Here is a 23355-nt window from a genome sequence, read left to right as displayed (position 1 = left end):
TGTCTGATTTGAATAAACCCTTACGTTGTGTACCTCACCCGTCGCGAGGCGGTGTTGTGGGAGGTTGAAAAGGTGGGCATTTGATGGTGCTCGCCTCACAATTCATCCGCCTTTTTGAATAGGAAAGAATACCCATGTCGGAAGACACCGCAGTAGCTGAAGTCAGCGCCGAAACTAAAGAAATGGGCGACAAGATCGCTCAATTGACCCTCAAGCAAGCCAAAGAATTGAGCGATTACCTGAAGGACGCGCACGGCATCGAGCCAGCTTCCGGTGGTGGCGCTGTCATGATGGCTGCTCCGACCGACGGTCCTGCTGCTGAAGCAGAAAAGACTGAGTTCGACGTCGTTCTGACCGGATTCGGCGACAAGAAGTTGAACGTTGTGAAGGTTGTTAAGAACCTGACCGGCGCTTCGCTGATGGACGCCAAGAAGATGGTCGAGAGCTGCCCAGCAACTCTGAAAGAAGCCGTCTCGAAGGAAGATGCCGAGAAGATCAAGGCAGAAGTCGAGGAAGCTGGCGGAAGCGTCGAACTGAAATAGTTCGCCCAACCATCGTCGTCACAATCGCGGTTCGCCGCGGTCGTTCGACCGACATTTAATATAGAAGAGGGTGTGTTCCAGCTAATCTGGAACGCACCCTTTTTTCGTTTGCTGAGTCTTATTGCCTTCCTTTCGAGGTGCCTAGATTTCGGTCGATTGAGTGCCACTGGCTTGCCAGTGCTTTCCGATCGAATCTTCAGTTGCTCCATCGTTCCAACCAGCGAACAATATCAAGGCTTCTTCAGCGATATCTCATCTGCTGCAGGGAGACTCGTCCACGTTCGATGGCGTTAGACACCGCTGAGTCGTCTATTCGTCGGGGCTCCGGCAGCGGAACACGGGCATAGCCCGTGGCACCCCTAGCATTGGGACCTCTTTCGGTGGACGTCGGCTGTGTAGGGTGGCACTGGCTCTGCCAGTGCTTTTCGATCGAAGTAGTTCGGGTTCGATGACTCAAAACCATCATTCAACGGGCTTTGGTTCCCGGCGGCCGTCCCTTGGCACTGCCTGAAACTTGTGTTGCTAAAAACTTTTTCACGCCACGACTTCCAGTAAATGCTAAGGCGATACCGCACTGGATGCGGGTTCGGGGGATGCCGTCGCGGGGGATGCCTGATCTTTGGCTGTAGACTCGATTTTGTACATCGAGTACGACGCTAGAAACGTCAGGACCGCCGCCAGCACGATGGCAACGTAGGTGCGGTTCCTCTCCTTTCTGTACCTTGCTTCACTGGCAGCTCGCTGTTCCTCTCGCTCCGCTTTGTCTTCCATGCGGTACTTCAACAGTTCTGCCTTGTCTTCGGCCCGGTTCTGTCGTGTCTCAATTCGTAGAACTTCAACCGCTTGCATCTCCTTATACCCCTTTAACTCCCTTCCGTTTACTACGGGAATGAAACCGCTACATTCGCGATCCTTCCCGATTGTCGCCAGTATCGTAGCTTTTGAAGAACCGTTGCCGCAACTTTCGAGCAGGTCTTCACTGCACAGCGGCGTATCAATGAAATCGCCGGACGACACTCCTTTGACCCGAAATCGGCTATCAGCAGAATGCCATATGTGTTTTTGATCCTGAACCGACAGCCACCCACAATCTTTACACTTAACCATCGCGCAATCCAAGCGTTGAACAAGAACGCTTTTTTGCGTACAATGACGCTGCAATTTCGGCGTTCTCGAAAGGGAACAAAAAAGAGCCACGGTTACTGGAATGCTCCCCAAAACCTGATCCAGGTGTTATGAAAGTCTAGAGCCAATTCCGGCAAAGGATTTTCCATGAGCAAGAAACGACGACGACATTCACCCGAACAGATCATCAAGAAGCTGCGTGACGCGGATGCCATGCTTGCCGCCGACAAGAGCGTGGGTGAGGTTCTCCAAGCACTGGAAGTTAGCGAGGCCACGCTGAGCCGCTGGCGGAGCCAGTATGGCGGCATGAAGAGCGAAGAGGCCAAGCGTCTTAGGGCACTTGAGGAGGAGAACAACCGACTCAAGAAGATTGTGGCCGACCAAGCTTTGGATATTTCGATGCTGAAGGAAATCACCAAGGGAAACTGACGACCCCTCGATCGCGACGCGCGGCAGTAGCAGAGCTTCAACAGAAGTTCGCTGTGTCGCAACGACGTGCCTGCCGCGTGCTCGACCAACCGCGATCGAGCCAGCGATTTGAGGGGAAACCCAAAGACGAAGACGAGCGACTGACGAAGCGAATTCTTCACTTTGTTCGCGAGCGTCCTCGCTGGGGGTATCGACGTATCTGCCAACTTCTTCGCCGCGACGGTGAGACTATTAACAGGAAAAAAATGTATCGGCTTTGGAGAGCATCGGGGCTGAAGGTGCCACAAAAGCGTCGCAAAAAGCGTGCTACTGGCGTCCGAGGCAATGCATGCGACGTTCAAGCGGCAGGTTTTGTTCACGATGTTTGGAGCTGGGATTTCGTGCAATCGTCGACACTTGATGGACGAACGATTCGCTTCTTGAACATCGTCGATGAGTACACGCGGCAATGCCTGACGATCAAGGTCGGCCGCAGTATCACGAGCGAAGATGCGATCGACACGCTGGCTGAGCTGTTTGCAATGCACGGCGTTCCGAAACGACTTCGTTGCGATAACGGCCCCGAGTTCATCTCGACAGCGATCAAGCAATGGCTGGCAAAGATTGGCGTTGAGATCCTTTACATCGAACCTGGCTCGCCATGGCAGAACGGTGTCTGCGAGAGTTTCAACAGCCGGCTTCGTGACGAGTATCTGCATCAAACGGATTTGATCAATGAAGACGACACACGGATGAAAGCACGAGCTTGGCGGGAGGACTTCAACACCCAGCGCCCGCACAGTTCGCTTGGCTATCTAACCCCATCAGAGTTCGCGCATCGCAGTGCTGCTTCCGTTCGGCCTACGGCCTCACTCCAGCAGCACTGCGAATCACCCACCCCTGTTTCCTAACCCAATCTTTCATAACGCCTGGTGCAGAAAACTGGGGCATCCCATTACCGCCGTGGCTCTTTCTCATTCTAGCAAGTTGCTGACGATTCCAGTAGCTCGCGAATGCTCCACTTCGTCATTGCGATCCCGCATTCCATCGCTGGCGTTTGACGCAACGTGTGATGCTTTCGGCACCAGTTGTACCACGCAAAGAAAATGTTCTGCATTGCAACGTGATGCTCAACGCTCTTGCTGTGCCCAGCGGTCAAGCGTGTAAACCGTCGCAAGTGCATACGGATCTTTTGGTTCAGCGTTTCAATATGGCTAGTGCAGATCGAATCAGGATCGGGGCTACCGAACACGGATTTCTTCTCAGCACCTATTATTGCCGCTGGGCTGTATCGGGTTTCCTGTTGCTGCGCCGCATACTTCTTGATGAGCATTCCGAAGTTGGCATTCGATCCCAATGCAAAGGGCACGCCGTACCGGTAGTTGCTCAATCCGTCAGTTGAAACCTGAAACGGTGCCGATGCGTCGATTGCACGCCGCACCTTGCCGAGAAACACGTTCGTGTCATTCGTGTCGCGACGGCCAGCGTGATGAGCAAGAACCATCTTCGTGTGCCGCTCAACGGCGATATAAGTCCAACTGTCGCCCACACTCGAATCATCGCCCAAGTTGCGAAGGTTCGCGGTTCGCTGCTTCATGCCGACAAACGTCCAAATTTCGTCAATCTGAATGTCAGTGACGCTGACACCCGAGATTGAATCAAGCAGTCGCCCGCATTGCTCGCCAGCGGTCAGGATCAGATTCCCGATCGTGTTCTGATCGATGTTCGTGATTCGTGCGGTTCCACGGATGCTCATGCCCTCAAGCAGCATTGACAACGCCATGCACGCCCGGTCTAGGTCGACTTGCATGGTGCCGATGGGGCGAATGCGGTCTTCTTGGAAAGTCTGCCCGCAGTTTTTGCAGCGGAAACGCTGGTTTCCGTATCGGTCTTTGCCGTGTTTCTTCCGATTTTCATGCTCACATGGCGCAATCACGGATCAGCCTTTTGCAGTTGCGGCTGATTGCGGTAGAATTCAGATGCTAAGCGGAATTCTGGGCGTCAGCCTGGGTTTTCGTGCCTGATCCAGTTGACGCTGGATCAGGCGTTTTTCTTTTCACTCCCTCTATTGTGTCTACGCTTTTGACACGTAAGGTCACGGATGGCAGATAGAAAAACAAAGGCAGAACGAAGGCGAGACAACGTTCTTCGCATACGGCTATCCGATGCAGAGAACGAGGCAATCGAGAGGGCCGCAGGCGGAACGATGGTTTCTACCTGGGCGCGTTTAGAATTGCTTCGCATCGCTCAGAGTGAGCGGAAAGCGGGGGAGTCGAACCCGTCCGATGTGACGGAACCCTAGCACAGTTTATAACGCTGCTGCGTCAGCCGAGACGCGGGCCGCTTTCCGGATCAAGAGGCTCGAGCCGAGGATTGCGGTTGTTGATTTTGAATACACATGCCAAACGAGAGGCTCGAGCCTGGCAAAGGTTCGTGTCGTAATGATGACCAAAGGCCTCAAACAAACGCTTCTCCCGTTCGATGATCAGTTGACCCACCTGCTTACTGCTGATGAAATCTATGAACGGTGCGATCAAACGCTGCTTGACAAACTGAACGAAGATAATCGAATCGAGCGGAAACGCAAAAAGTTCAGTGGCGAAAACATCGGCGAGTATGTTTCGATGTGGGCCAATACGCCACCAGACGGTGGCTTGATGGTAATAGGGCAAATCGACAAGAAAGACGGAGGAGGGTACGACGGGTTTGCAGATGAAAACCAGAGCCTTATCAATAAAGTCGAAAAAGCGGCTTCTGTGTTTTGTGCCGATGCAAAAGTTTCGTCGAAACGAGTTCCTGTGACAAACACCGCAGGTAAAGAAGATTTCGTCATCGTACTAAGAGTGCATTATCACCCGTCAATCGTCATCAAGACATCAAAGGGGCTGGCTTTTTGCAGGAGGGGTGACGAAAAGCACGAGCTAAAGCCAGAGGAAGCAAGGGAGCTAGCTGTCGACAAGAAGCAAGTCAACTTCGAAGAGGAGCCTTGTGGGCTAGAGTACCCTTCCGGGTTTGACATGCCAGCAATCTCGCAGTGGTCGCAGAAAGTGCGTGATAAGATGGGATCGGGGCATGGTCTTTCGGATGAAGAAGTGATGGCCAATCGTTTCCTGGGCCAGAATGGTCCGAATGGGTTCGTTCCCAACATCGCATGCGCTCTGCTATTTGCCAAACAGCCTCGAGCCATCATCCCAGGCTGTAGGGTTCGGTTCTTGCGTTTTGACGGAACGATGGAGAGGACTGGGGAAAAATACAACGCTGTGCAAGATGTGTGGATAGAAGGAACTATTCCGCAAATGATCCGAGGGGCAGAGCAGGTGCTGAAAACTCACCTTCGTACATTCTCACCACTTCACAGGGGCGTTTTCTACCCTGTCCCGGAGTACCCTGAAACAGCTTGGTATGAAGCGATCGTCAATGCATGCGTTCATAGGTCCTACGGAGACGGAAAGAAAAACGTAGAGGTCAAGATTCGCATGTTCGACGACCACCTGGATATCGAGAGCCCAGGGCCATTCCCGCCATATGTCACCGCAGATAACATTTACGACATGGAGGTCCCGAGGAACCCAAGGGTGTTTGAGGCTGCTTACTTCCTGAACTTGGTAAGGATGAACCGGGAAGGCACGAGGCGAATTCGCGACACTATGAAAGAGATGCAACTGCCATCTCCTGAGTTTAAGCAGAGCGAAATAGGGTACTCAATAGTCAGGGTGCGACTGAAGAACAATATCGAGCGAAGGCGAGTCTGGGTTGACCAGGACATAAGTAAGATAGTCGGCGAAGCTATTGTATCGCAGTTCTCCGAAGACGAAAAACGGGTGCTGAATTGGATCGCTGAATACGGCCAATGCAATGTAAATAGCATCGTTCGCTTGCTAGACAAGGAATGGGGAACGTGTAAGAAACTACTGATAACACTTACTCGCCGGAAGGTTTTACAGTACGTGCGATTTAAGCCCGATGGCGAACGAGACTCACAGGCCTTTTTTCGCTTGAAATCCGACATTGATTTGCCTGACGGAAGTAGAGACGCATCGGATAATATTACTTGATGTCATACATCCGCCACGTTTCTCCGTGCTCTACTGCCATCGGGATCTGCCGCAACGCCCTCTCAAGATGCTCAACCGCCGCCCTCGGCTCACACGGCAATTCGTACCCCGCTTCAGTCATTCGCACCATTATGTCAACCGCTGTCAACGGTTCGCCTGTGTCACTTAACACTTGCCTTGCCCAGTCAGCCAGTGATCGATGCTCGCCCGCATCAAAATCCGGCAAGCAATAGCCGACCTTCTTGTCGGCTTGCGGGTGGCTCACCTTCTTAATGGTGCCTTCCTTGACCAAGCGATGGAGCGTCGCGCGAATGGTCTGGATGTTGGGGCTGCGATCTGGATCGGCAGACTTAATGAGACCTTGAACATCGTCAACGGTCACGATCCGATCGTTTGGGATGAGTGCTGCCACAAGGTCGACAAGCTTCTCTTCCCGTTTGGATTTTGGCCTGGTTGCTACCGGCTTCCCGATAAGCCTTTGTTCCATCGCTGCGATTTCGGCGATGGTCTCGCTGTACTCTGCACGGATTTCGTCAAGCTTGCGGTTGCGAGTTTCTTCGGCTAGCTTGCGTAGGTCGCTGAATAGTTCTTTGCTCATGTATTGCAAGAGAACTAATCCGCCCTGATGGTTCAACTGGTGATGGTCGGAGCAACACAAGTTTCAGGCAGTGCCCGTCCCTTCGGCTGCTCCCGGTTCAGCGTACCCCCATGACTTTGGCGTTATCGATAGCTGGTGCATTCTCGGGGACCTTTGGCAATTCAGCAAGGGCAAAGCCCATGGCACCCCATGTGTCGAGTGTTGGAGTATTCAGTCCCGACTCCGATGCCGGGTGCCACTGGCTTTGCCAGTGCTTTCTGATCAAAGCCCCAGTGCTCTGCATCTCGGAGCGTTATCTAATCCCGTGTGGCTTTGCCTTTGGTTCCGACCGTGTTCGCGTTGGTTGATGGTATGGCTGGCACCGTTGGTCATTCGATCGCTGGGGGTTTGGCAAGGGAGCACGGGCAGAGCCCGTGGCACGCCATGTGTCGAGTGTTGGAGTATTCAGCCCCGACTCCGACACTCGACACATGGGGTGCCACTGGCTTTGCCAGTGCTTTTCGATCGAAGTCCCAACGGCACGGTAAATCTGACCATCACCCAAGGTGTTGTCGTTCCCGACAGGTTCTCAGCATCAACCTCCCCCCATGCTGGTATCAATGTCTGGTGGTTCATTCTCCTGTGACTTTGGGAATGCAGCACGGGCACAGCCCGTGGCACACACGTAGAATTCGTGGACCTCCGGTGGAGACTGTTTGCTGTGCAGGGTGGCACTGGCTATGCCAGTGCTTTTCGATCGAAGTCCCAACGGCACGGTTACTCGGACCATCACCCAAGGTGTTGTCGTTCCCGACAGTTTCTCAGCGATCAACCTCGCCCATGCTGGTATTAATGCCTGGTGGTTCATTCTCCCGTGGCTTCGGGAATGCAGCACGGGCATAGCCTCGTGGCACACACGTAGAATTCGTGAACCTCCGTTGCTGCCGTTTGCTGTGCAGGGTGCCACTGGCTATGCCAGTGCTTTTCGATCGAAGTCCCAACGGCACGGTAACTCGGACCATCACCCAGGATGTTGTCGTTCCAGACAGTCTCTCAGCGATCAACCTCTCCCATGCTGGTATCAATGTCTGGTGGTCCATTCTCCCGTGAATTCGGGAATGCAGCACGGGCATAGCCCGTGGCACACACGTAGAATTCGTGGACCTCCGGTGGAGACTGTTTGCTGTGCAGGGTGCCACTGGCTTTGCCAGTGCTTTCCGATCGAAGTCCCAACGGCCCGGTAACTCGGACCATCACCCACGGTGGTATCGATCCCGGCATCTTCTCAGCATCAACCTCTCCCATGCTGGTATTAATTTCTGGTGGTTCATTCTCCCGTGACTTTGGGAATGCAGCACGGGCACAGCCCGGGGCACACACGTAGAATTCGTGAAACTCCGTTGCTGCCGTTTGCTGTGCAGGGTGCCACTGGCTTTGCCAGTGCTTTTCGATCGAAGTCCCAACGGCATGGTAACTCGGACCATCACCCACGGTAGTATCGATCCCGGCATCTTCTCAGCATCAACCTCGCCCCATGCTGGTATCAATGTCTGGTGGTTCATTCTCCTGTGACTTTGGGAATGCAGCACGGGCACAGCCCGTGGCACACACGTAGAATTCGTGGACCTCCGGTGGAGACTGTTTGCTGTGCAGGGTGGCACTGGCTCTGCCAGTGCTTTTCGATCGAGGACCCAACGGCAGGGTAACTCGGACCATCCCCCACGGTGTTGTCGTTCCCGACAGTCTCTCAGCGATCAACCTCGCCCATGCTTCTATCAATGTCTGGTGGTTTATTCTCCCGTGACCTCGGGAATGCAGCACGGGCATAGCCCGTGGCACCCCCGGCGGCTTCGAATCGGGAAACCATTCGATAACCTCGCGTCAGTGAACGGGCCCCCAGCCTCCTGCCGTGCGGCTAAGGTCCCTCTTCCCAGGCCCGCTTCGGGGGGATGCATATCAACGATCACTCGCAAATCGTTACAATCGGCACCGGCGATTGGTCACAGATGCCCAGCCTCCGGGGGGGAGACAGACCGTTCAATAACCTTTGTCTCGTGACACCAACAGCCAGCCCACGACATCGAAACTCAAATGGCAACTTTGGAGAATCTCATGCCTGAAACAGATCTCAATGGCAAAGTCGCGATCGTCTTTGGAGCGGCACGCAACATGGGACGCGCGTTCGCAGAATCGTTGGCTCAGCGTGGCGCCGCGGTGGCGGTCCATCATCGCGGGGCGAGTTCCCAAGAAGATGCCCAGGCGGCTGCGAATCAGATCGTCGATGCGGGGGGACGGGCGATCGTCGTGGCGGGCGATCTCGCTGAATCGGCGACCGTCGCGCAGATCTTCGACAAGGTGAAGTCCGAATTTGGCCGGGTCGATTTTGTTATCAATTGCGCCGGCGTCGTGATCAAGAAACCGTTTGTCGAATACACCGACGAGGATTTCGATCGGTCGTTCGACGCCAATGCAAAAGCGGCTTTCTTCGTCATGCGCGAGGCGGCCAAAGAGATCGAAGACGACGGAAGGATCATCTCTCTGGGAACCTCGTTGCTAGGCGCCTTCACCGGCTTTTACGGCGTCTACGCGGGATCGAAAGCCCCGTTGGAAGACTTCACCCGCGCCCTGGCCAAAGAAGTGGGGGGGCGCGGCGTCACGGTCAACGTTGTCGCTCCCGGACCGGTCGACACCGGGTTCTTCCATGGCGAAGAAAGTCCGGAGTCGGTTGCCTATTTGAGTGCAGCGAGCGTCGCCAATCGACGGGGAACGATCCAAGACATCGTTCCCATGATCGACTTTCTCTGCTCGCCCGGTTCGGCCTGGGTGACAGGTCAGATTCTGTTCGTCAACGGCGGCTTTGTAACACGTTAACGGGCGAACCCGACGTGAGCCGGCGGCGGATGATTCTGTCGCCGATTACACCATCCATTCCACCTGCTTGGGCAGGGCATTGGCCGTGCGCTTGGAACGTCGGAACACGCGGCGCAGATGAAGCGTCATCCTCAGGTACCAGCGAGGGAAGACGGTCGCCGACATCCAAACCCAAGTCATGCAGATCAATGCCGCTGCCAACGGGCGACGGTACGTCATGTGGCTGAAGAGCGATCCCTGGCCGACGCGGGGCATCTCTGCCGGGGCGATCGCCAATCCGTAGGACTCCGCGATCTGTTTTGCATCGACGACGTTTACAATCGGGACGCCTTGGGCGAGCATTCGCGAAGCGACACAGTCGGGGACCTCTTGATCGCTTGGCGTCGATCGATGCACGCCGGCGCTGAAACAGGCGTTCCCGGTTGTGCCGCCGATCGAAGCCGATCCGCCACCAACATTGATGTAGGCGGCATACGGTTGATCGGAGCTGGCGTTTTGATAGATCTCCATCCGCTGACCGACCGAATCTTCGATGTCGGCGACGTCCAACACGGGGATGCCGTTGCGGGTCGCAGCCAGTTCCAACATCTCACGCGTTGGTTCGGTCATCCCGGCCGCGCGGTCGAACAGCCCTCCCAACGAAGCGCTCTGCGCGGCGAAGGACTCTGGAAAAATCCCGGCATCGCGGAGCTGGCGTTCCATGTCGACCCACATCATGTCGGGGGAGTTTGCGCCGTATTGGCTCGATGCCACCGACAGCACGATTGTCGGCTTCAGTTGCAGCGTTTCGGCAGCGGCATAGACGGCGATGTTCAGCGCCGGCCAAGATCCGCTGGCCCCGATCGCGATCGAATCTCCCGGCTCGACGCCCGCCTGCTCCAACCAACGGACGACCACTGCCGCGAGGTTCGGGTTGATCGAGGTCTGCTTCGATTCCAAAGAACCCAGCTTGCTAGTGACCATCGACATCGACGGGCCGATCAGGTGGGATCCACTGGGGTCCAGCTTGGGCAATGCGCGATGCCCCTGAGCGATCCGCAGATCTTTGGTGTGGCGGAGCGCTTCGTCCGCTTTTTCGGCAGCGGCTGTCAATTGAGGCGATGGAGCGGCAACTTGCTGAGGCCACCATTCGACGGCGAACAAACCGGCCAACGAAGCGAGCATGCCAGCCCACAACCATCGCCGCGAGATCTGCTTGGGACGCCAATACATCACCTGGAACGGTTGCGCAGGATTCATTTTGAGGAACGATTGCCGATTCATGAGAAGTTCTCCACGCCGATGGTGATCAAGGTCAAACGAACCAACACCGCCGCCGACATCATCGGGGACAGTGTTTCAATAAAGCCTTGGCGTTCAAACCACAGCGCGATCAGGCCGGGAATGATGAAACCGATCATCACCACGGGGTTCATCGCATCTTCGGCCGGCACTCCGGCCAGACTTGTCGCCAGCAGACGGAACATCGTCCCGACGACAAATCCAAACAGCATCGTCAACACGACGCGTCGGCGGCCGTACAAGATCACCCACCGGGAGACCTGGCGAATGATTCCCCAGGTCACAAGGGCCGCGACGATCGTCATCACCACGGCGATCGGGTGGTGCATCGACAGCGCGATGTATCCCGGCACGATCATCCCGCCGACACTTAAACCGAAGACCTCGGTCACCACCAGACTGACGACCAGGCCGATAGCAATTGCAAGCAAAGTGGTATCCATTACGCGGCCTCCTGCAGCTGGGGTTCACGGGTTTCGCAGCGGCCCGAATCCTGGGCGTGTTGAAAATAGTTCAGCAGATCCATTCCTGGCCCGGCAATGTTTCCCATCCCCATGACCATCGAGCTACGCCCCGATTGGCCCTGCATCAATTCGACGATCCGCGCGGCCGGTTGATGCTCCGCACAGGTCAAGCGATCTTTGGAGAGTCCCTTCTGGATCGCTCGGCGAGCAAACGTCTCGGTCCCCGTTCCCGAAAGAATGTAGTGGTCGGCGGGGCGCCAACGGACACAGGCATCGGCCAGTTGCAGCGATCGGTCGATCCGATCCTCGCGGCAATTGAACAATGCGATCCGCCGTTCGACCTTTTCGTAGCGGTCGAACAAGGTGTTCCAGCTGTGCCCGGTCGATTCGGGATCGTTGGCGGCAAATCCGTTGACGAAGACCATCTCCCGCTCGGGATCGGCGATCCGATACAGCCGCATCACTCCCGGATCGGCGTCGGCGGCCCACATCCCTCGCAAAGCGGTCTGCCGGTCGACTCCCAGATCGCTGCAGATCCGCAGCGCGAGAGCCAGGTTGTCGGGATGTTCGATATGAGAAAACCCGGCCAGTTCATCCCAAGTGACTTCGGCGACGCTGTCGTCCAGAATCGAAACCATCTTCGATCCGCGATCCTTCGCCGCCGCGGCGATCACGTCGCGTGGTATCTGCCGCTGTTCGGCGGTGTACATCGTTCCGCCGACCGGCACGGTTCCGGACAACGCCTGAGCGACGCCGCGAACATCGGGTCCCATCACATCCAAGTGATCGGCGCGGGCGTTGGTGATCACGCCGTGAGTCGATTGGATCAGCTGCAATTCACACAGCGATTGCAGTTGAGGTTGCAGCGCCATGCACTCGACGACAAGCGCTTCGGCTCCCAATCGAGCGGCCGCGCGGACGACCCGTCGCTGTTCGATCACGTTGGCTCGCGAGGGACGAAAGACCGCTGCCTCGCTGCCGTCGGGGAAGATCATCCGAGGCACGGTACCAGTTGTCTTTGCACACGTCCGAATCCCGCCAGCTCGCAAACCCGCAGCAATTAAGCGCGTAACACTCGACTTCCCACGCGTCCCATTAACATGAATCCGTACCGGGATCTTATGCAGATTGTGGTTGTGCCACCAAGATTCGGCGATACCCGCAGCAGACAACGCGAGCGCACCACCAGCCATTACCAGAGTGCCGTCCATGGCCTCTCCTTTGCATCGAAGCAATTGAGTTAGAAAAGATAAGCAGAAAAGTTTTCACATCTCGGGGGGCGAACCGCTTCGTGTCCGCAACGCCGATGTAAAAATGTCGGTTCGGGTGGTAAACGTTACAAACCCCGTACAGGCCTGACTACCAACCCGTCTGATTCCCAAGGCTTTGCAGTCCCGAGAATCGTTGGGAAACAAACACCAAGCTGATTTGTAAATTTTTCAAATCGGCTTGGACATTCCCCAACCGCCATCTGGAAAGAGAACAGTTGCAACCTGCGTGCCAAACGCAAAAAGAAACAAGCGACAGAAAAGCTAGCATCCGGTTCTTAGGCCGGAGGCCGACACATGCCGGCGACGGAGGTGTCGCTCCAACCAGAAGTGCGGTGCCCGCCTCTACAACGGCGAAAGCAACGGCGAAAGGGACAGGCACATTCCTCACACGCCTGGCGCGGGCCGAAGGTCCAGCAATTTGCATAGCCCAGCCAGCAGGGCTGGGTATCAGTCGACGGCGCCCGGTTTCATTTCACAGCGGGCGAAGGGGCAACGCCCCGGGGGAGGTGGTGACAATCGACCGGGCCTACAGCCCAACCATGTCAACCATCGCCGCTAGAACCCAGGCCGATGGCCTGGGCTAGGCAAATGGTCGAGCCTGCGGCCCTGACTCGGATGAATGCGATGGGCAACGGCGAAAGGGACAGGCACATTCCTCACACGCCTGGCGCGGGCCGAAGGTCCGGCAATTTGCATAGCCCAGCCTGCAGGGCTGGGTATCAGCCGACGGCGCCCGGTTTCATTTCACAGCGGGCGAAGGGGCAACGCCCCGGGGGAGGTGGTGACAATCGACCGGGCCTACAGCCCAACCATGTCAACCATCGCCGCTAGAACCCAGGCCGATGGCCTGGGCTAGGCAAATGGTCGAGCCTGCGGCCCTGGCTCGGATGAATGCGATGTGGAACGGCGAAAGGGACAGGCACGTTCCTCACACGCCAGGCGCGGGCCGAACGTCCAGCAATTTGCATAGCCCAGCCTGCAGGGCTGGGTATCAGCCGACGGCGCCCGGTTTCATTTCACAACGGGCGAAGGGGCAACGCCCCGGGGTAGGTGGTGACAATCGACCGGGCCTACAGGCCAACCATGTCAACCATCGCCGCTAGAACCCAGGCCGATGGCCTGGGCTAGGCAAATGGTCGAGCCTGCGGCCCTGGCTCGGATGCATGCGATGTGCAACGGTCTGCGACGAACGAAAGACTTCTCACTAGATTGGCAAGCGTTCGGTCGCGACAACTCAAAATGACTTACGTATAACTGCCGGAGGTGCAAGCCTCCGGTCCACAGCAGCCCCCCAAAACAAAGGCCGGAGGCCGACACACGCGGGCGATGGAGGTGTCGATCCAACCAGAGGTGTGATGTCCGTCTCTTAGAGAGACATCAGCCGCCGACGTTTTGTCGGCGGCAGCTAAATCGAGCAGTTACAAATCGAAACGCTAGCTTTGCAGCAGCTTCGCGATCGGTTCCCCGCGATCGGTGATCGGGACCGGGCGGTCGCCGGCGTACAGATTCTTCGTCCAATCGATTCCGACGGCGGCGCAGATCGTGGCGAAGAAGTCGGGGACGCCGACCGGGTCGGAGACGATCTTCTTGGACAGTTCATCCGTCTCGCCCCAGGCGCCTCGATGCGCCAGCCCGCCGCCGGCCAAGACGCACGTAAACGCACGCCCTTGGTGGCCGCGACCGCCACCGCTATCAAACTCCGGCGGCCGGCCAAATTCGCTGGTGATCACGATCAACGTTTTATCGAGCAGCTTCTTTTGCTCCAGGTCCAAGATCAACGTCGAGACGGCGGTATCCATCTCTTGGATCAGTTTGTGCTGCTGCAGGATGCCCGCATTGTGCACGTCCCAGCCAGCCCCGTTTAAGAAGTTCAGGTTGTGAGAGACTTCGATAAACCGGACGCCTCGTTCGACCAGTCGGCGGCTGAGCAGACATCGCTGCCCAAACTCCCCTCCGTAACGCTGACGCAGATCGTCCGGTTCGTTATCGAGATCGAAGACGCGCGTGAATTCCGGACCACTCAGCTTTAAGCTCTGTTGGATCGCGGCGTCGTAATCGGCCAGTCGCTGCTGTGCCGCCGCCGCACCGTTTTGTTGCAGCGTCGCCAAAAAGCGTTCGCGGCGCGATTGGCGATCGGGCGTGATCCCATCGGGGCGACTGAGTCCCGCCGGTCCGCGACTGGTGTCGGTCAGATAGAGATAGCTGTCGCGAGCTCCCAGGAAACCGGGGCCTCGCGTGACGTTCGGATAACCGATCAGAACGTACGGCGGAGCGATGTCGTTAGCCGCACCGCGCTCGTGAGCGACGATCGATCCGATCGACGGATAGGAGATCGTTCCGCTGATCGGCCGGCCGGTGTGCATCCGGTTGGTCGCCGCGGCATGTTCGTCGATCATCTCATGATGCACGCTGCGGACCGCCGTCACGCGATCCATCAACGGAGCCATCTGCGACAAGTGCTCGCAGACCTGCACGTCGGGCACGGCGGTATCGGTCGCGTCGTAATAGGCGCCCGCTTTTCGGTTGGCCGGATCCCCTTTGCGTTTCGGATCGAACGTGTCGATCTGCCCCATGCCGCCGCCCAGCCAGATCGAGATCACATGCTCGGCTTGGCCCATCATCGACGGGAGGGAGGATTCGGCGGAGGCCGATCGTGGCAGGGCGATTCCGCCTGCGGCCAGCGCACCTGCACTCAACAGGTCGCGGCGAGTGATAGATGATTTCATAAGAGTCTCTCCGTTACGGAATCCAAACAAATTCACGGTGGTTTACCAGGCTCCAGACGATGTCCTCGTAGACCTCTCGCCAATCTGCTTGCAGCCGGGGGTGGGGGATTGGGCCCGCGTTTGCGCGGCGTTCCATTTCAACTTGAATTTCATTTGCCTTCGGACGCAGATGGTTAAACCACGTCACCTGTTGCAGCCGCGGTGGCGGCTCGGGCATCACGACCTCGTCGTCCAGGACGATCCGCGCGTCGAAGCCATCGGCCAACGCCAATGTGAACGCTTGGCGTTCGGCTTCGGTTGGCGTGCGACATAAAAATCGTAGGAACAGCGTGTCGACAAGCTGGTCGGGGGAATCGGCATCGATCGCCAGTTCCGCCAAATCGCTTTTATAAGCGGCCCGCGTTAGGTTCATCGAAAGTGTACCGTTGGCGAGGATGCCAGGCTGCAAGACGTTCGGATCGGTCTCGCGGTCGACGATCGGCATCTGCCGGGCTCCGGTCCAACCGAAGGCTTCCAACACGTCGACGACAGCCCGCGCCTTGGGGAGCGACAAGCTAGGTCGATCGCGTTCATTCTTTAGATCGCCAAACATCCACGCCCGGCTCGGGCTGCCAAGCGTTTGCCGGCTGCCCAACAGGGCGCGGCCGTCGTGCACGAAGGTCAGCGGTTCGACATCGATCTCGCATCCGGTCGCTTGATGCAGCGAATCGACCACTTGTTCCGCAGTCAATCGACGACGCTCGGTCGCATTAAAAAATCGCATCTCAGCCGACGCGTCGAGATTCTTTCCCGTCGCGGCCCGTTGGTAAGTCTCCGACGTCGCGATCAACCGCACGATGTGACGGGTGTCGTAACCGCTGGAGACCAGTTCGCGAGCGAGCCACTGCAGCAGACCAGGATGGCTGGCGATGCTCCCCTCCCAATCGTGGACCGGTTCGACCAAGCCCGCACCGATCAATTGCTTCCAGATCCGATTGACGATCACTTCGGCGAACCGCGTGTTTTGCGGCGTGGTGATCAGAGCGGCCAGTCGTTCCCGCGTATCGGACGGCTTCATCATCAACGCATCGATCTCGGGACCATCGACGGCGCCGGTCGCCGTGGCGAAAGGCCACTCGGCGGTGACAGGTTCATCCGGCTTCAGCGTCACTTGGATCAGCGAGACGCGATCTTTTTGGCTTTCAAAAAACGCATCCGGCACGCGACTGGTCTTCGGCACAGTGACCGACTTGCGTCCCATCATCGCCGCCAACGAATAGAGATCGCGTTGCGAAGTGCTGTGGTAGGGAGAATCGTGACAGCGGGCGCATTGCAGTTCGATCCCCAAAAACGCCGATGCGATGATGTGCCCTTTGGCCGCCATCGGAGCATCGTTTTCGGCGGCGATGCCAAACCCGGCACTTCCCCCTTCGGCCGCCCCGCCTCGCAGCATCAGCAGCTCGGTCACCATCCGATCCAGCGGCTTGTCGTCTCGCAACGCTTCGTACACGAACCAACGAAACGGTCCGGTACTGTTGAGCGATGCGTTCAGCAGCGACGGGTTTTCGGCGAGCGCGTCGAGCCAGAAACTCATCCAATGGTCGGCGTATCGCGGATCGTCCAGCAAGCTGTCGATCAGTCGCGTTCGCTTGTCGGAATGCGAATCGGCGAGAAACGCCTGGGCTTCGGCGAACGTCGGCGGAACGCCCACGGTATCGAGATAGATCCGCCGCAGAAACGCTTGTTCGTCGACGACCGCCGCCAACGCGACATCGGCGTCAGCCAGCGGCGGCGCGGGCCAAACCGCTCCGTCGCGAACCCATTGCTCCAGTAGTTCAATCTGTGGTTCGGAGAGTCCATCGTCGGTCGGCGGCATCGCGCCGCTGCGAATTTGCGAAATCAATTCGCTGGCATCGAGATCGCCCGGCACCACCGCGGGGATCTCCGATTCGCCAGCCTTCAACGCCGCTTCGCGCGAGTTCAGCTTCAGATCCCCTTTGCTCTTCTCTCCGTGACATCGGAAGCACTGCTCCCGCAACAGCGGCAAAACTTTGCCGTGAAAATGTTCGGCTTGCTTCGGATCGGTGTCCGCGGATGCGGCGACGGCGCCTGCAATCTTTGCGGCGATAAACCTGTCGATCGGATTTTGATCGTCGCCAGCCTGCACTGCGACAGCCACGTCGGCAGGATTTTCAGCCGCCCATTGCCGCGCGATTTCGTGACGCCGATCCCAATACGGATCTTCAGACGCTGCAGCGGCACGCCGTCGCTGGTCGTCCAGTTGAACGAGTTGTTGTTCGATTCGATCGATCGCTGGCACAACGGCCGCGTCGGTCAGTGGTAATCGTGTGTCGTTGGCACCCAGCAGGTCGTACCGCTTGCCGTCGGGAGAGAGCATCGCAACGCAGATCTCTCCCGTTTCGGTCCGGCGGCCAGGACCACCCACCACCAGTTCCAAGACGACGCGGCAGCGACGCGTTTCGCTGTCCCCTTCGGTCTCGATCGTCGCTTCGCCAACAACCTCCTGCTGGCGGTAACCTGGCAGTCGATGTCCGGGCAACGGCGGCTGAGTCAGCGGCTGCATCGGCTCCTCGCCATCGGGCGGACGCCCCGTCGACGATTTCGTCTTGGCTACCAATTGGCCGTCGACCCACAATCGCGCTTGATCGCGAACCCGCATCAAAAACGGATGTGTTCCCGCTGGCAGATCGACGTCGGCCGCCATCCGCAACAACAGCGGCGCCTTCCAGCTGGACCGGATGCCCCAGCTGTCGTATTCCATCGGAAGCCGCGACAACAGGAATTCGTCTCCGTTCCAACGCATCGATTCGGCCGGCCATTCCTCGCCTTCATACAGCCACCGCTCTCGCGACGGCAAGCCGCCCGAAATTTGGAACATCACGCGTCCCTTGGGAAGGTCTTGCAACTGCGGCATAACTTCGGGTTGCAGCCGGGCGATGCGAGCTTCACCAACGCGGCGGAAGCGAGCCGCCATGACTTTTTCGTCCAACACTTCGCGATGGACCGCAACCGCATCGATCAGTCCTTTGAAACCGCTGCCGATGCGGATCTCATCGTCGTCGACCACCGGCGCCAACTTGGTCGCTCCGCCCATATCCCAGGTCCCCGGCGTCGGTTCGCCGTTGATGTAGCCGCGGATCGAACTCGGATCGCCAAAACGATAGGAGATCGCGATGTGATACCAACCGGTGTTCGTGCGGAAACTCTGCTTCGACGTCCAACGATGCCAATGCCGATCGCCGCTGCCTAACTTCGACGCGAACAGGAAATTGACTTTCGCTTCGCTTCCCTTCCCGGCCAATCGCAACGCCCAGTTCTGGTTGTCGCGAGCGAATTTCGGAGAACCGGTCCGCCCCTTGCCGATCACCACGTGCGGCGAACCAGTAATCCCGCCGATCGGACTGACCCAAGCTTCCAGCGTGATCGCGTCGCCGTTGGTGAAGTCGAACTCGCTGTCGGCTCCCGCGTCGGGAATGCTGAAGTAGCCCCCGTCGAAACGGACCGCGGTGTTGCTGGCGTCCAAATCGGGGAACTCCGGCGGACGCGGGCCGGCCTGGTCGCGTTGGAGATTGCCGTTGGCTTTCATCGGCGTCGCTTCTTCGCTGCCAAAGTCCCAGCGTGCGACCGGCGGAGAATCACCGGGCGTTCGGCTGGCGGTTGCGACAACAATCGAAATGACGACAAGCAGGGTGGGAAAGAATCGGTGCATTGGGGAATGAACTCCGAGCTGGCATGCACTGCCAGCAGGTCGGTTGAGCAAAGGGATGAAGGGGGAAATCATGGAGTCTCTCCTGAGGCAGCCGCCATCGCTGGCAGGCCTCCAATAAATACGGGATCGACGTGGTGGCGGTCGTCCATCGCATCTTGAATGAACAGGCCGTCGACGCGCTGGCCATCGGCGTAGCCCAAATCGGAAAGGTCGATGCCGACGGCCAAGCCGCGAAATTTGAGCACCTTGCCGTTGGGGAAACACTCCTGCGTCTGCAGGTCCGCAATCGAATCGACCGGCTGGGCGAACTGATGAATGTAGAAAGCGGTCAGATCCCGCGCGTTGGGCGATTCCATCGTCAGGTCGTAGACGCGGATCGAGTGCGATCGCAGTCCCTCGCGGAAGCGAAGCGGACTGACGTGAAAGGCATCGCCATCGGGCGGGTTGGAAAACGTTTGTACGTCAAAGAACACGACGTCGGGTCCGGGACCGTTTTCGACCGGGCTGGCGAACTGGATCGCCATCCCTGGCGTTGCCGAGGGGCCGCTCAACACGGGGCCGCTCAACACGGGGCCGCTCAACACGGGGTCGCTCGTCAACGGTTCGCGGCTTCCGCCGGGATTGATCGCGCCGGTGACCAGGCTGCGGTCCGAAGAGGTGCCGATCCGTCCGTCGGGAAGCGTCTGGCCGGTGCTAACAAAAAGCGGCCCCGGTTCGGTCGCTTTGAACGACGCAACGCGAATCGGAATCAGGTCTTCCACGGGAACGGTCACGACGCGGCCACCGCGCTGCAGCGTGACGCCGGTCAGATTTTCTGCGCCTCCATCTTCGGCGGCTGTTGTTGTTTCGTAAGCGATGATGCGATCGGGCAGTCGGCTGCGATAGCGGCTGGCATCAAACGGAATCGCACCGCCGGCAAAGGCCTGGCCGCGGCTGAATTTTTGAGCGTCGCCGTCGGTCATGCGGATCGTCGGATCGCGATCGGGCATCGGTTCGCCATCGCCACCGATGTCGTAGATGTCCGCCGCTCCTTCGATCACTTGCACCTCGGTCTCGCTGGTCTCCGAAACGTTTACCGAGAACCGCGTGCCACGATCGACCACGCGCGTGGCGGGTGTCTCCACGCGAAAGCCTTCGGCGCCGTCGGGGGCGTGAACCGAACAACTCCCCACATCCAAGGCGAGGCATTCGTCGGACATCACGCGAAAGACCGCAGGGCCTTCAAGGATCGCCGACGCGCCGGCGGGGAAGGCAACTTCGATCATGCCGCTCATCAGCACATAATCTCGCTCGCCAGCAAGCACCGCTCCCACGGGAGGCGACAGTTCGCCGAAGAACTTCGCATTGGAATTGCTCGCCAAACGAACATCCGCTGCCACGGTCGCGCTGCCGATGGGCTGGTTCTCGGAATCGTGAGCGATCTGCGGTTGAGTTGGATTTCCGAAGTAAAACGCTGCCACAGCGGCCAACATGATGGCGGCGGCGATTCCAATCGCGGCAGCTTTCGTACGAAACGCGTTTCGCTTCGGCGGCGTCGCAGACGTCGACGCATCGGGTTCCATGTTGGACATCACGCGACGGACGAAGGCATCCTGATTGTCGGGCAGCCGCGACATCGCTTCGCGGACAAACTGATCTTGTCGCGATTTGGATTCGTCGACGGCCAACGCTAACAAACGATGCGTCTGAAACATGTCAGCCGCCAACGTCACGCGCCGAGGATCTTCCGCCATCAGTTGGCGAAGCTCGGCCAGACCTTGCTCGTCGAGCTCGCCTTCGAGATAGTCGGTCCAGAGCTGGGCAAAACGATCGAAAGCGTTCATTGCAGACCTCCATCGGCCCGCGCCAGTCGCGTTTCCACGCATTGTTGGAGCGCCTGGCGAGCCTTCCAAAGTTGTTTTTTGACTGCGGCAACCGAGCGGCCGCAGCGGGCAGCCATCTCCTCGAGCGGGATTTCTTCTTCGTATCGCCAGTCGACGAAACGGCGGAGCGGTTCGCTCAGCGCATCCAGGCAAAGGTGCAAGCTATCCAAACGCGTGTCCCAGCGCTGGGGAGCTTCCTCGCTGCGTCGGTCCAATTCGCGTTGCAGCAGATCGGGCCCGTAACGCGAATGGTAATCGGCGATCCGCCGCAGCCGAGTGGTTTCGGTGCGAAGCTGGAATCGGGCGATCGTGAACAGCCAAGCGGCGAATTGCGTGCCGGGTTGGTAATCGGACAGCCGGCAATAGGCGGCGACAAACGTTCGCTGGGCCACTTCGTCGACATCGATACCGGGGGGCACGTGGCCAGCCAGCCAACTGCGCAGCGGTTTCTCAAACCGGCGAATCACGGTTTCGAAAGCAGCCTTGTCGCCATCGCGGGTGCGGCGGATCGCGTCTTCAAGGTGGGCGTCGTTGGAGGGGGGGGGATCGGTCATCAGTAGATTATGGCAGCACTGGCGGTGAGGTTACCCGTGACGCCCGTTTTTTGGGAAAATTAGTCACCGCGATGTCGGATTGCACGTTTTAGACGTCGCGGGCAAGCTCGGGGCGTTGGGATCGGCTAAACTCAGCCCTTTATTTAGTTGCGTCCCCACCTCATGCGAGCCGTGAACGATGTCGGATTTCAGAAATGTTTGGGTACCCGTTGCCGCTCTTGCTCTTTTGTTGACGGGGGCGGTCAACCGAGGGCTGGCGGAAGATCCGGTGCAGGGCGCAACACGGATTGTCGATCTTGGCGACGCGGTCGATCTGGAGCTGGTGTTCATTCCCGCGGGCGAATTCAAGATGGGCAGCACGGCGGAGGAGCGAGCTTGGGCGACGGGCATCGAAGGCGGCGCGACGCCGGGAACCGAACGCGAGTCCTATGAAGGGGAGCAACCGCGGGCGATGCGCGTTGCCGACGGGTTCTGGATGGGACGGACCGAGGTCAGCGTGGGGCAGTTCCGCCGCTTCGCCGATGAATCGGGATATGTGACCGATGCGGAAAAGCCGGGAGGCCAGCCGCATTGCTTTGATCCCGAGTGGGAGATCTCCGCGATCGCCCCGCCTCATCCGTGGATCCCCAGCCCGGGGAAGAGTTGGCGCGATCCGGGCTTTGGTTTTCCTCTACGCAGCGTCTATCCCGTCGTCTGCGTCAGCTGGAACGATGGCCGCGCGTTCTGTGCTTGGTTGACCGAACGAGAACGGATGGCCGGCCGCTTGCCGAAGGGGCTCGAATACCGCCTGCCGACTGAAGCGGAATGGGCTTATGCCTGTCGCGGTGGCCGCGAAAGCACTTATTTCTGGTGGGGCAATGATTTGAAAGAAGGCGAAGGGCGGTTGAACATTTCGGCTGTCGATTTCCTGCCGGGGCGAAACAAGATCTGGCCGCTGGCGAACGTTCCGTGGAGCGACGGTTTCGCGTTCGTCTCGCCGGTCGACCACTACGGCCCGCAGGGCCGCAATGGTTTCGGGCTGGCCGATATGTGTGGCGGCGTTTGGGAGATCGTCTTGGATCATTTCGATCCCAAGGGAGGGCATGAGCAGCTGTATGTGACCGATTCGAACTACCGTCCGGTCTGTCGCGGCGGCAATTATTTCGATGTCCCCGGCAACGCTCGCTGCGCCGTTCGACTGGGACTGCAAGGTCCCGCCTACGGTGACTCCCGTGACGGTTTTCGGATCTGTCTAGGCGTGCCACGCGGAGTTCGCGATTAAAAAGATCCCGACTTGCATCGGTGGGGAATCCTTCAAAACACTGTCCGCATGGGGCTGATAGGGCTACGTCACAATCGTGACTTCCCTGAGCACGGACTTGCGAGATTTCGCCACAGCGGGAACGCTGGTGTCGAATTCCTATATCAACTTCAAACCAACAAGGTTCTTTACGATTCCATGTCCCGGCGAAAATTAGATTTGGAAAACCTCGACGATGCGGCGACGGAATGTCAGCGGTTGTTGCAGTCGGGGTATGAACGCAACGGCAATTGGTCGTTAGCGCAGATCTGCAATCACATGCGGATGACCATCGATTCGAGCATCGACGGCTATCCCAAATGGATGGCGATTGGGAAGCCGTTGAGGCCGCTGCTGCGCTGGTTGATGCTGCCCAAGCTGCTGCGCGGCGATTCGCCCGCGGGGATCAAGACCGCTTCGACTTTTGTGCCCGCGGAAGATTTGAGCGACGCCGAAGAGGTAGCGCTGTTTACCGAAAGCGTCCGGCGGTTCCGAACGCATACCGGATACCTGCATCCCCATCCAGGGTTTGGGAAATTTGATCACGCCTCCCTGGAACAATTCCACGCCTGCCACGCGGCGCATCACCTGGGCTTCCTCGCAGCCCGCGAGTGAATTAACTGGCGGTGGG

Annotated in this window: 17 protein-coding genes; 7 read left to right on the top strand and 10 right to left on the bottom strand. The window is 58.2% G+C overall.

What is annotated here, in order from left to right; translation table 11 throughout:
* The first annotated feature begins 134 nt into the window (after positions 1-134).
* Positions 135-542 (top strand): 50S ribosomal protein L7/L12, encoded by a 408-nt coding sequence (gene rplL, locus Poly24_RS21600; RefSeq protein WP_145100534.1) that lies wholly within the window; start codon positions 135-137, stop codon positions 540-542.
* A gap of 558 nt (positions 543-1100) precedes the next feature.
* Here rplL and Poly24_RS21595 read toward each other — a convergent pair.
* Positions 1101-1649, bottom strand: a complete 549-nt coding sequence (locus Poly24_RS21595; RefSeq protein ID WP_145100531.1) for a hypothetical protein — start codon at positions 1647-1649, stop codon at positions 1101-1103.
* Between the two features lie 165 nt (positions 1650-1814).
* On the opposite strand from Poly24_RS21595, the gene Poly24_RS27515 reads away from it, so the two are divergent.
* Together Poly24_RS27515 and Poly24_RS21590 are read left to right on the top strand one after the other, a co-directional pair.
* Complete coding sequence (locus tag Poly24_RS27515) at positions 1815-2096, top strand: transposase (RefSeq protein WP_231753174.1); 282 nt, start codon at positions 1815-1817, stop codon at positions 2094-2096.
* A 53-nt stretch (positions 2097-2149) separates the two neighbouring features.
* Positions 2150-2986, top strand: coding sequence for an IS3 family transposase (locus tag Poly24_RS21590; RefSeq protein ID WP_231753175.1), 837 nt, complete (start codon positions 2150-2152; stop codon positions 2984-2986).
* 68 nt (positions 2987-3054) lie between these two features.
* On the opposite strand, the gene Poly24_RS21585 is transcribed toward Poly24_RS21590, so the two are convergent.
* The gene (locus Poly24_RS21585) at positions 3055-4011 is read right to left on the bottom strand and encodes an IS1/IS1595 family N-terminal zinc-binding domain-containing protein (protein ID WP_449314246.1); all 957 of its coding nucleotides are present in this window, start codon (positions 4009-4011) and stop codon (positions 3055-3057) included.
* A 505-nt stretch (positions 4012-4516) separates the two neighbouring features.
* Between Poly24_RS21585 and Poly24_RS21580 the strand changes: the two genes are divergently transcribed.
* A complete protein-coding gene (locus tag Poly24_RS21580; protein WP_145100525.1) occupies positions 4517-6130 on the top strand; it encodes an ATP-binding protein in 1614 nt (537 codons plus the stop codon).
* On the opposite strand, the gene Poly24_RS21575 is transcribed toward Poly24_RS21580, so the two are convergent.
* The gene (locus tag Poly24_RS21575) at positions 6123-6728 is read right to left on the bottom strand and encodes a hypothetical protein (protein ID WP_145100522.1); all 606 of its coding nucleotides are present in this window, start codon (positions 6726-6728) and stop codon (positions 6123-6125) included. The two genes, Poly24_RS21580 and Poly24_RS21575, sit on opposite strands and share 8 nt — an antisense overlap.
* Before the next feature lie 2091 nt (positions 6729-8819).
* Between Poly24_RS21575 and Poly24_RS21570 the strand changes: the two genes are divergently transcribed.
* Positions 8820-9578: an SDR family oxidoreductase gene (locus Poly24_RS21570; RefSeq protein WP_145100519.1), complete on the top strand. Its 759-nt coding sequence runs from the start codon at positions 8820-8822 to the stop codon at positions 9576-9578.
* Between the two features lie 45 nt (positions 9579-9623).
* On the opposite strand, the gene pgsW is transcribed toward Poly24_RS21570, so the two are convergent.
* The 7 genes from pgsW to Poly24_RS21535 all read right to left on the bottom strand — a co-directional run bounded on the left by pgsW (position 9624) and on the right by Poly24_RS21535 (position 21445).
* Entirely contained in the window at positions 9624-10841 is a 1218-nt protein-coding gene (gene pgsW / locus Poly24_RS21565) for a poly-gamma-glutamate system protein (RefSeq protein ID WP_145100517.1), read from the bottom strand.
* On the bottom strand, positions 10838-11302 hold the full coding sequence (gene pgsC, locus Poly24_RS21560) for a poly-gamma-glutamate biosynthesis protein PgsC (RefSeq protein ID WP_145100514.1): 465 nt from the start codon (positions 11300-11302) through the stop codon (positions 10838-10840). Before pgsC ends, pgsW begins: the two co-directional genes overlap by 4 nt.
* Positions 11302-12534 (bottom strand): poly-gamma-glutamate synthase PgsB, encoded by a 1233-nt coding sequence (gene pgsB, locus Poly24_RS21555; RefSeq protein WP_145100511.1) that lies wholly within the window; start codon positions 12532-12534, stop codon positions 11302-11304. Before pgsB ends, pgsC begins: the two co-directional genes overlap by 1 nt.
* A 1493-nt stretch (positions 12535-14027) precedes the next feature.
* Complete coding sequence (locus tag Poly24_RS21550; RefSeq protein WP_145100508.1) at positions 14028-15320, bottom strand: DUF1501 domain-containing protein; 1293 nt, start codon at positions 15318-15320, stop codon at positions 14028-14030.
* A gap of 13 nt (positions 15321-15333) precedes the next feature.
* Positions 15334-19029, bottom strand: coding sequence for a DUF1553 domain-containing protein (locus Poly24_RS21545; protein WP_145100505.1), 3696 nt, complete (start codon positions 19027-19029; stop codon positions 15334-15336).
* A 68-nt stretch (positions 19030-19097) separates the two neighbouring features.
* Positions 19098-20852: a FecR domain-containing protein gene (locus tag Poly24_RS21540; protein ID WP_197452084.1), complete on the bottom strand. Its 1755-nt coding sequence runs from the start codon at positions 20850-20852 to the stop codon at positions 19098-19100.
* Positions 20849-21445, bottom strand: coding sequence for a sigma-70 family RNA polymerase sigma factor (locus tag Poly24_RS21535; protein ID WP_145100500.1), 597 nt, complete (start codon positions 21443-21445; stop codon positions 20849-20851). The genes Poly24_RS21540 and Poly24_RS21535 overlap by 4 nt, the downstream gene beginning before the upstream one ends.
* A 178-nt stretch (positions 21446-21623) precedes the next feature.
* Between Poly24_RS21535 and Poly24_RS21530 the strand changes: the two genes are divergently transcribed.
* On the top strand, positions 21624-22706 hold the full coding sequence (locus Poly24_RS21530) for a formylglycine-generating enzyme family protein (RefSeq protein ID WP_145100497.1): 1083 nt from the start codon (positions 21624-21626) through the stop codon (positions 22704-22706).
* Positions 22707-22883: 177 nt separating this feature from the next.
* The gene (locus Poly24_RS21525; protein WP_145100494.1) at positions 22884-23339 is read left to right on the top strand and encodes a DUF1569 domain-containing protein; all 456 of its coding nucleotides are present in this window, start codon (positions 22884-22886) and stop codon (positions 23337-23339) included.
* Positions 23340-23355 lie beyond the last annotated feature (16 nt).

The sequence above is a fragment of the Rosistilla carotiformis genome, from assembly GCF_007753095.1.
Taxonomy (GTDB): Bacteria; Planctomycetota; Planctomycetia; order Pirellulales; family Pirellulaceae; genus Rosistilla; species Rosistilla carotiformis.
The sequence above is the reverse complement of the archived record's forward strand: the minus strand, read 5'-3'. Positions and strand labels throughout refer to the sequence as shown.

Coding starts and splice junctions, on each gene's coding strand:
- Poly24_RS21550 (WP_145100508.1), bottom strand. CDS start 15,320: ATGAAATCATCTATCACTCGCCGCGACCTGTTGAGTGCAGGTGCGCTG.
- Poly24_RS21545 (WP_145100505.1), bottom strand. CDS start 19,029: ATGCACCGATTCTTTCCCACCCTGCTTGTCGTCATTTCGATTGTTGTC.
- Poly24_RS21580 (WP_145100525.1), top strand. CDS start 4,517: ATGATGACCAAAGGCCTCAAACAAACGCTTCTCCCGTTCGATGATCAG.
- pgsW (WP_145100517.1), bottom strand. CDS start 10,841: ATGAATCGGCAATCGTTCCTCAAAATGAATCCTGCGCAACCGTTCCAG.
- Poly24_RS21535 (WP_145100500.1), bottom strand. CDS start 21,445: ATGACCGATCCCCCCCCCTCCAACGACGCCCACCTTGAAGACGCGATC.
- Poly24_RS21575 (WP_145100522.1), bottom strand. CDS start 6,728: ATGAGCAAAGAACTATTCAGCGACCTACGCAAGCTAGCCGAAGAAACT.
- Poly24_RS21570 (WP_145100519.1), top strand. CDS start 8,820: ATGCCTGAAACAGATCTCAATGGCAAAGTCGCGATCGTCTTTGGAGCG.
- Poly24_RS27515 (WP_231753174.1), top strand. CDS start 1,815: ATGAGCAAGAAACGACGACGACATTCACCCGAACAGATCATCAAGAAG.
- Poly24_RS21530 (WP_145100497.1), top strand. CDS start 21,624: ATGTCGGATTTCAGAAATGTTTGGGTACCCGTTGCCGCTCTTGCTCTT.
- rplL (WP_145100534.1), top strand. CDS start 135: ATGTCGGAAGACACCGCAGTAGCTGAAGTCAGCGCCGAAACTAAAGAA.
- pgsB (WP_145100511.1), bottom strand. CDS start 12,534: ATGGACGGCACTCTGGTAATGGCTGGTGGTGCGCTCGCGTTGTCTGCT.
- Poly24_RS21595 (WP_145100531.1), bottom strand. CDS start 1,649: ATGGTTAAGTGTAAAGATTGTGGGTGGCTGTCGGTTCAGGATCAAAAA.
- Poly24_RS21540 (WP_197452084.1), bottom strand. CDS start 20,852: ATGAACGCTTTCGATCGTTTTGCCCAGCTCTGGACCGACTATCTCGAA.
- pgsC (WP_145100514.1), bottom strand. CDS start 11,302: ATGGATACCACTTTGCTTGCAATTGCTATCGGCCTGGTCGTCAGTCTG.
- Poly24_RS21525 (WP_145100494.1), top strand. CDS start 22,884: ATGTCCCGGCGAAAATTAGATTTGGAAAACCTCGACGATGCGGCGACG.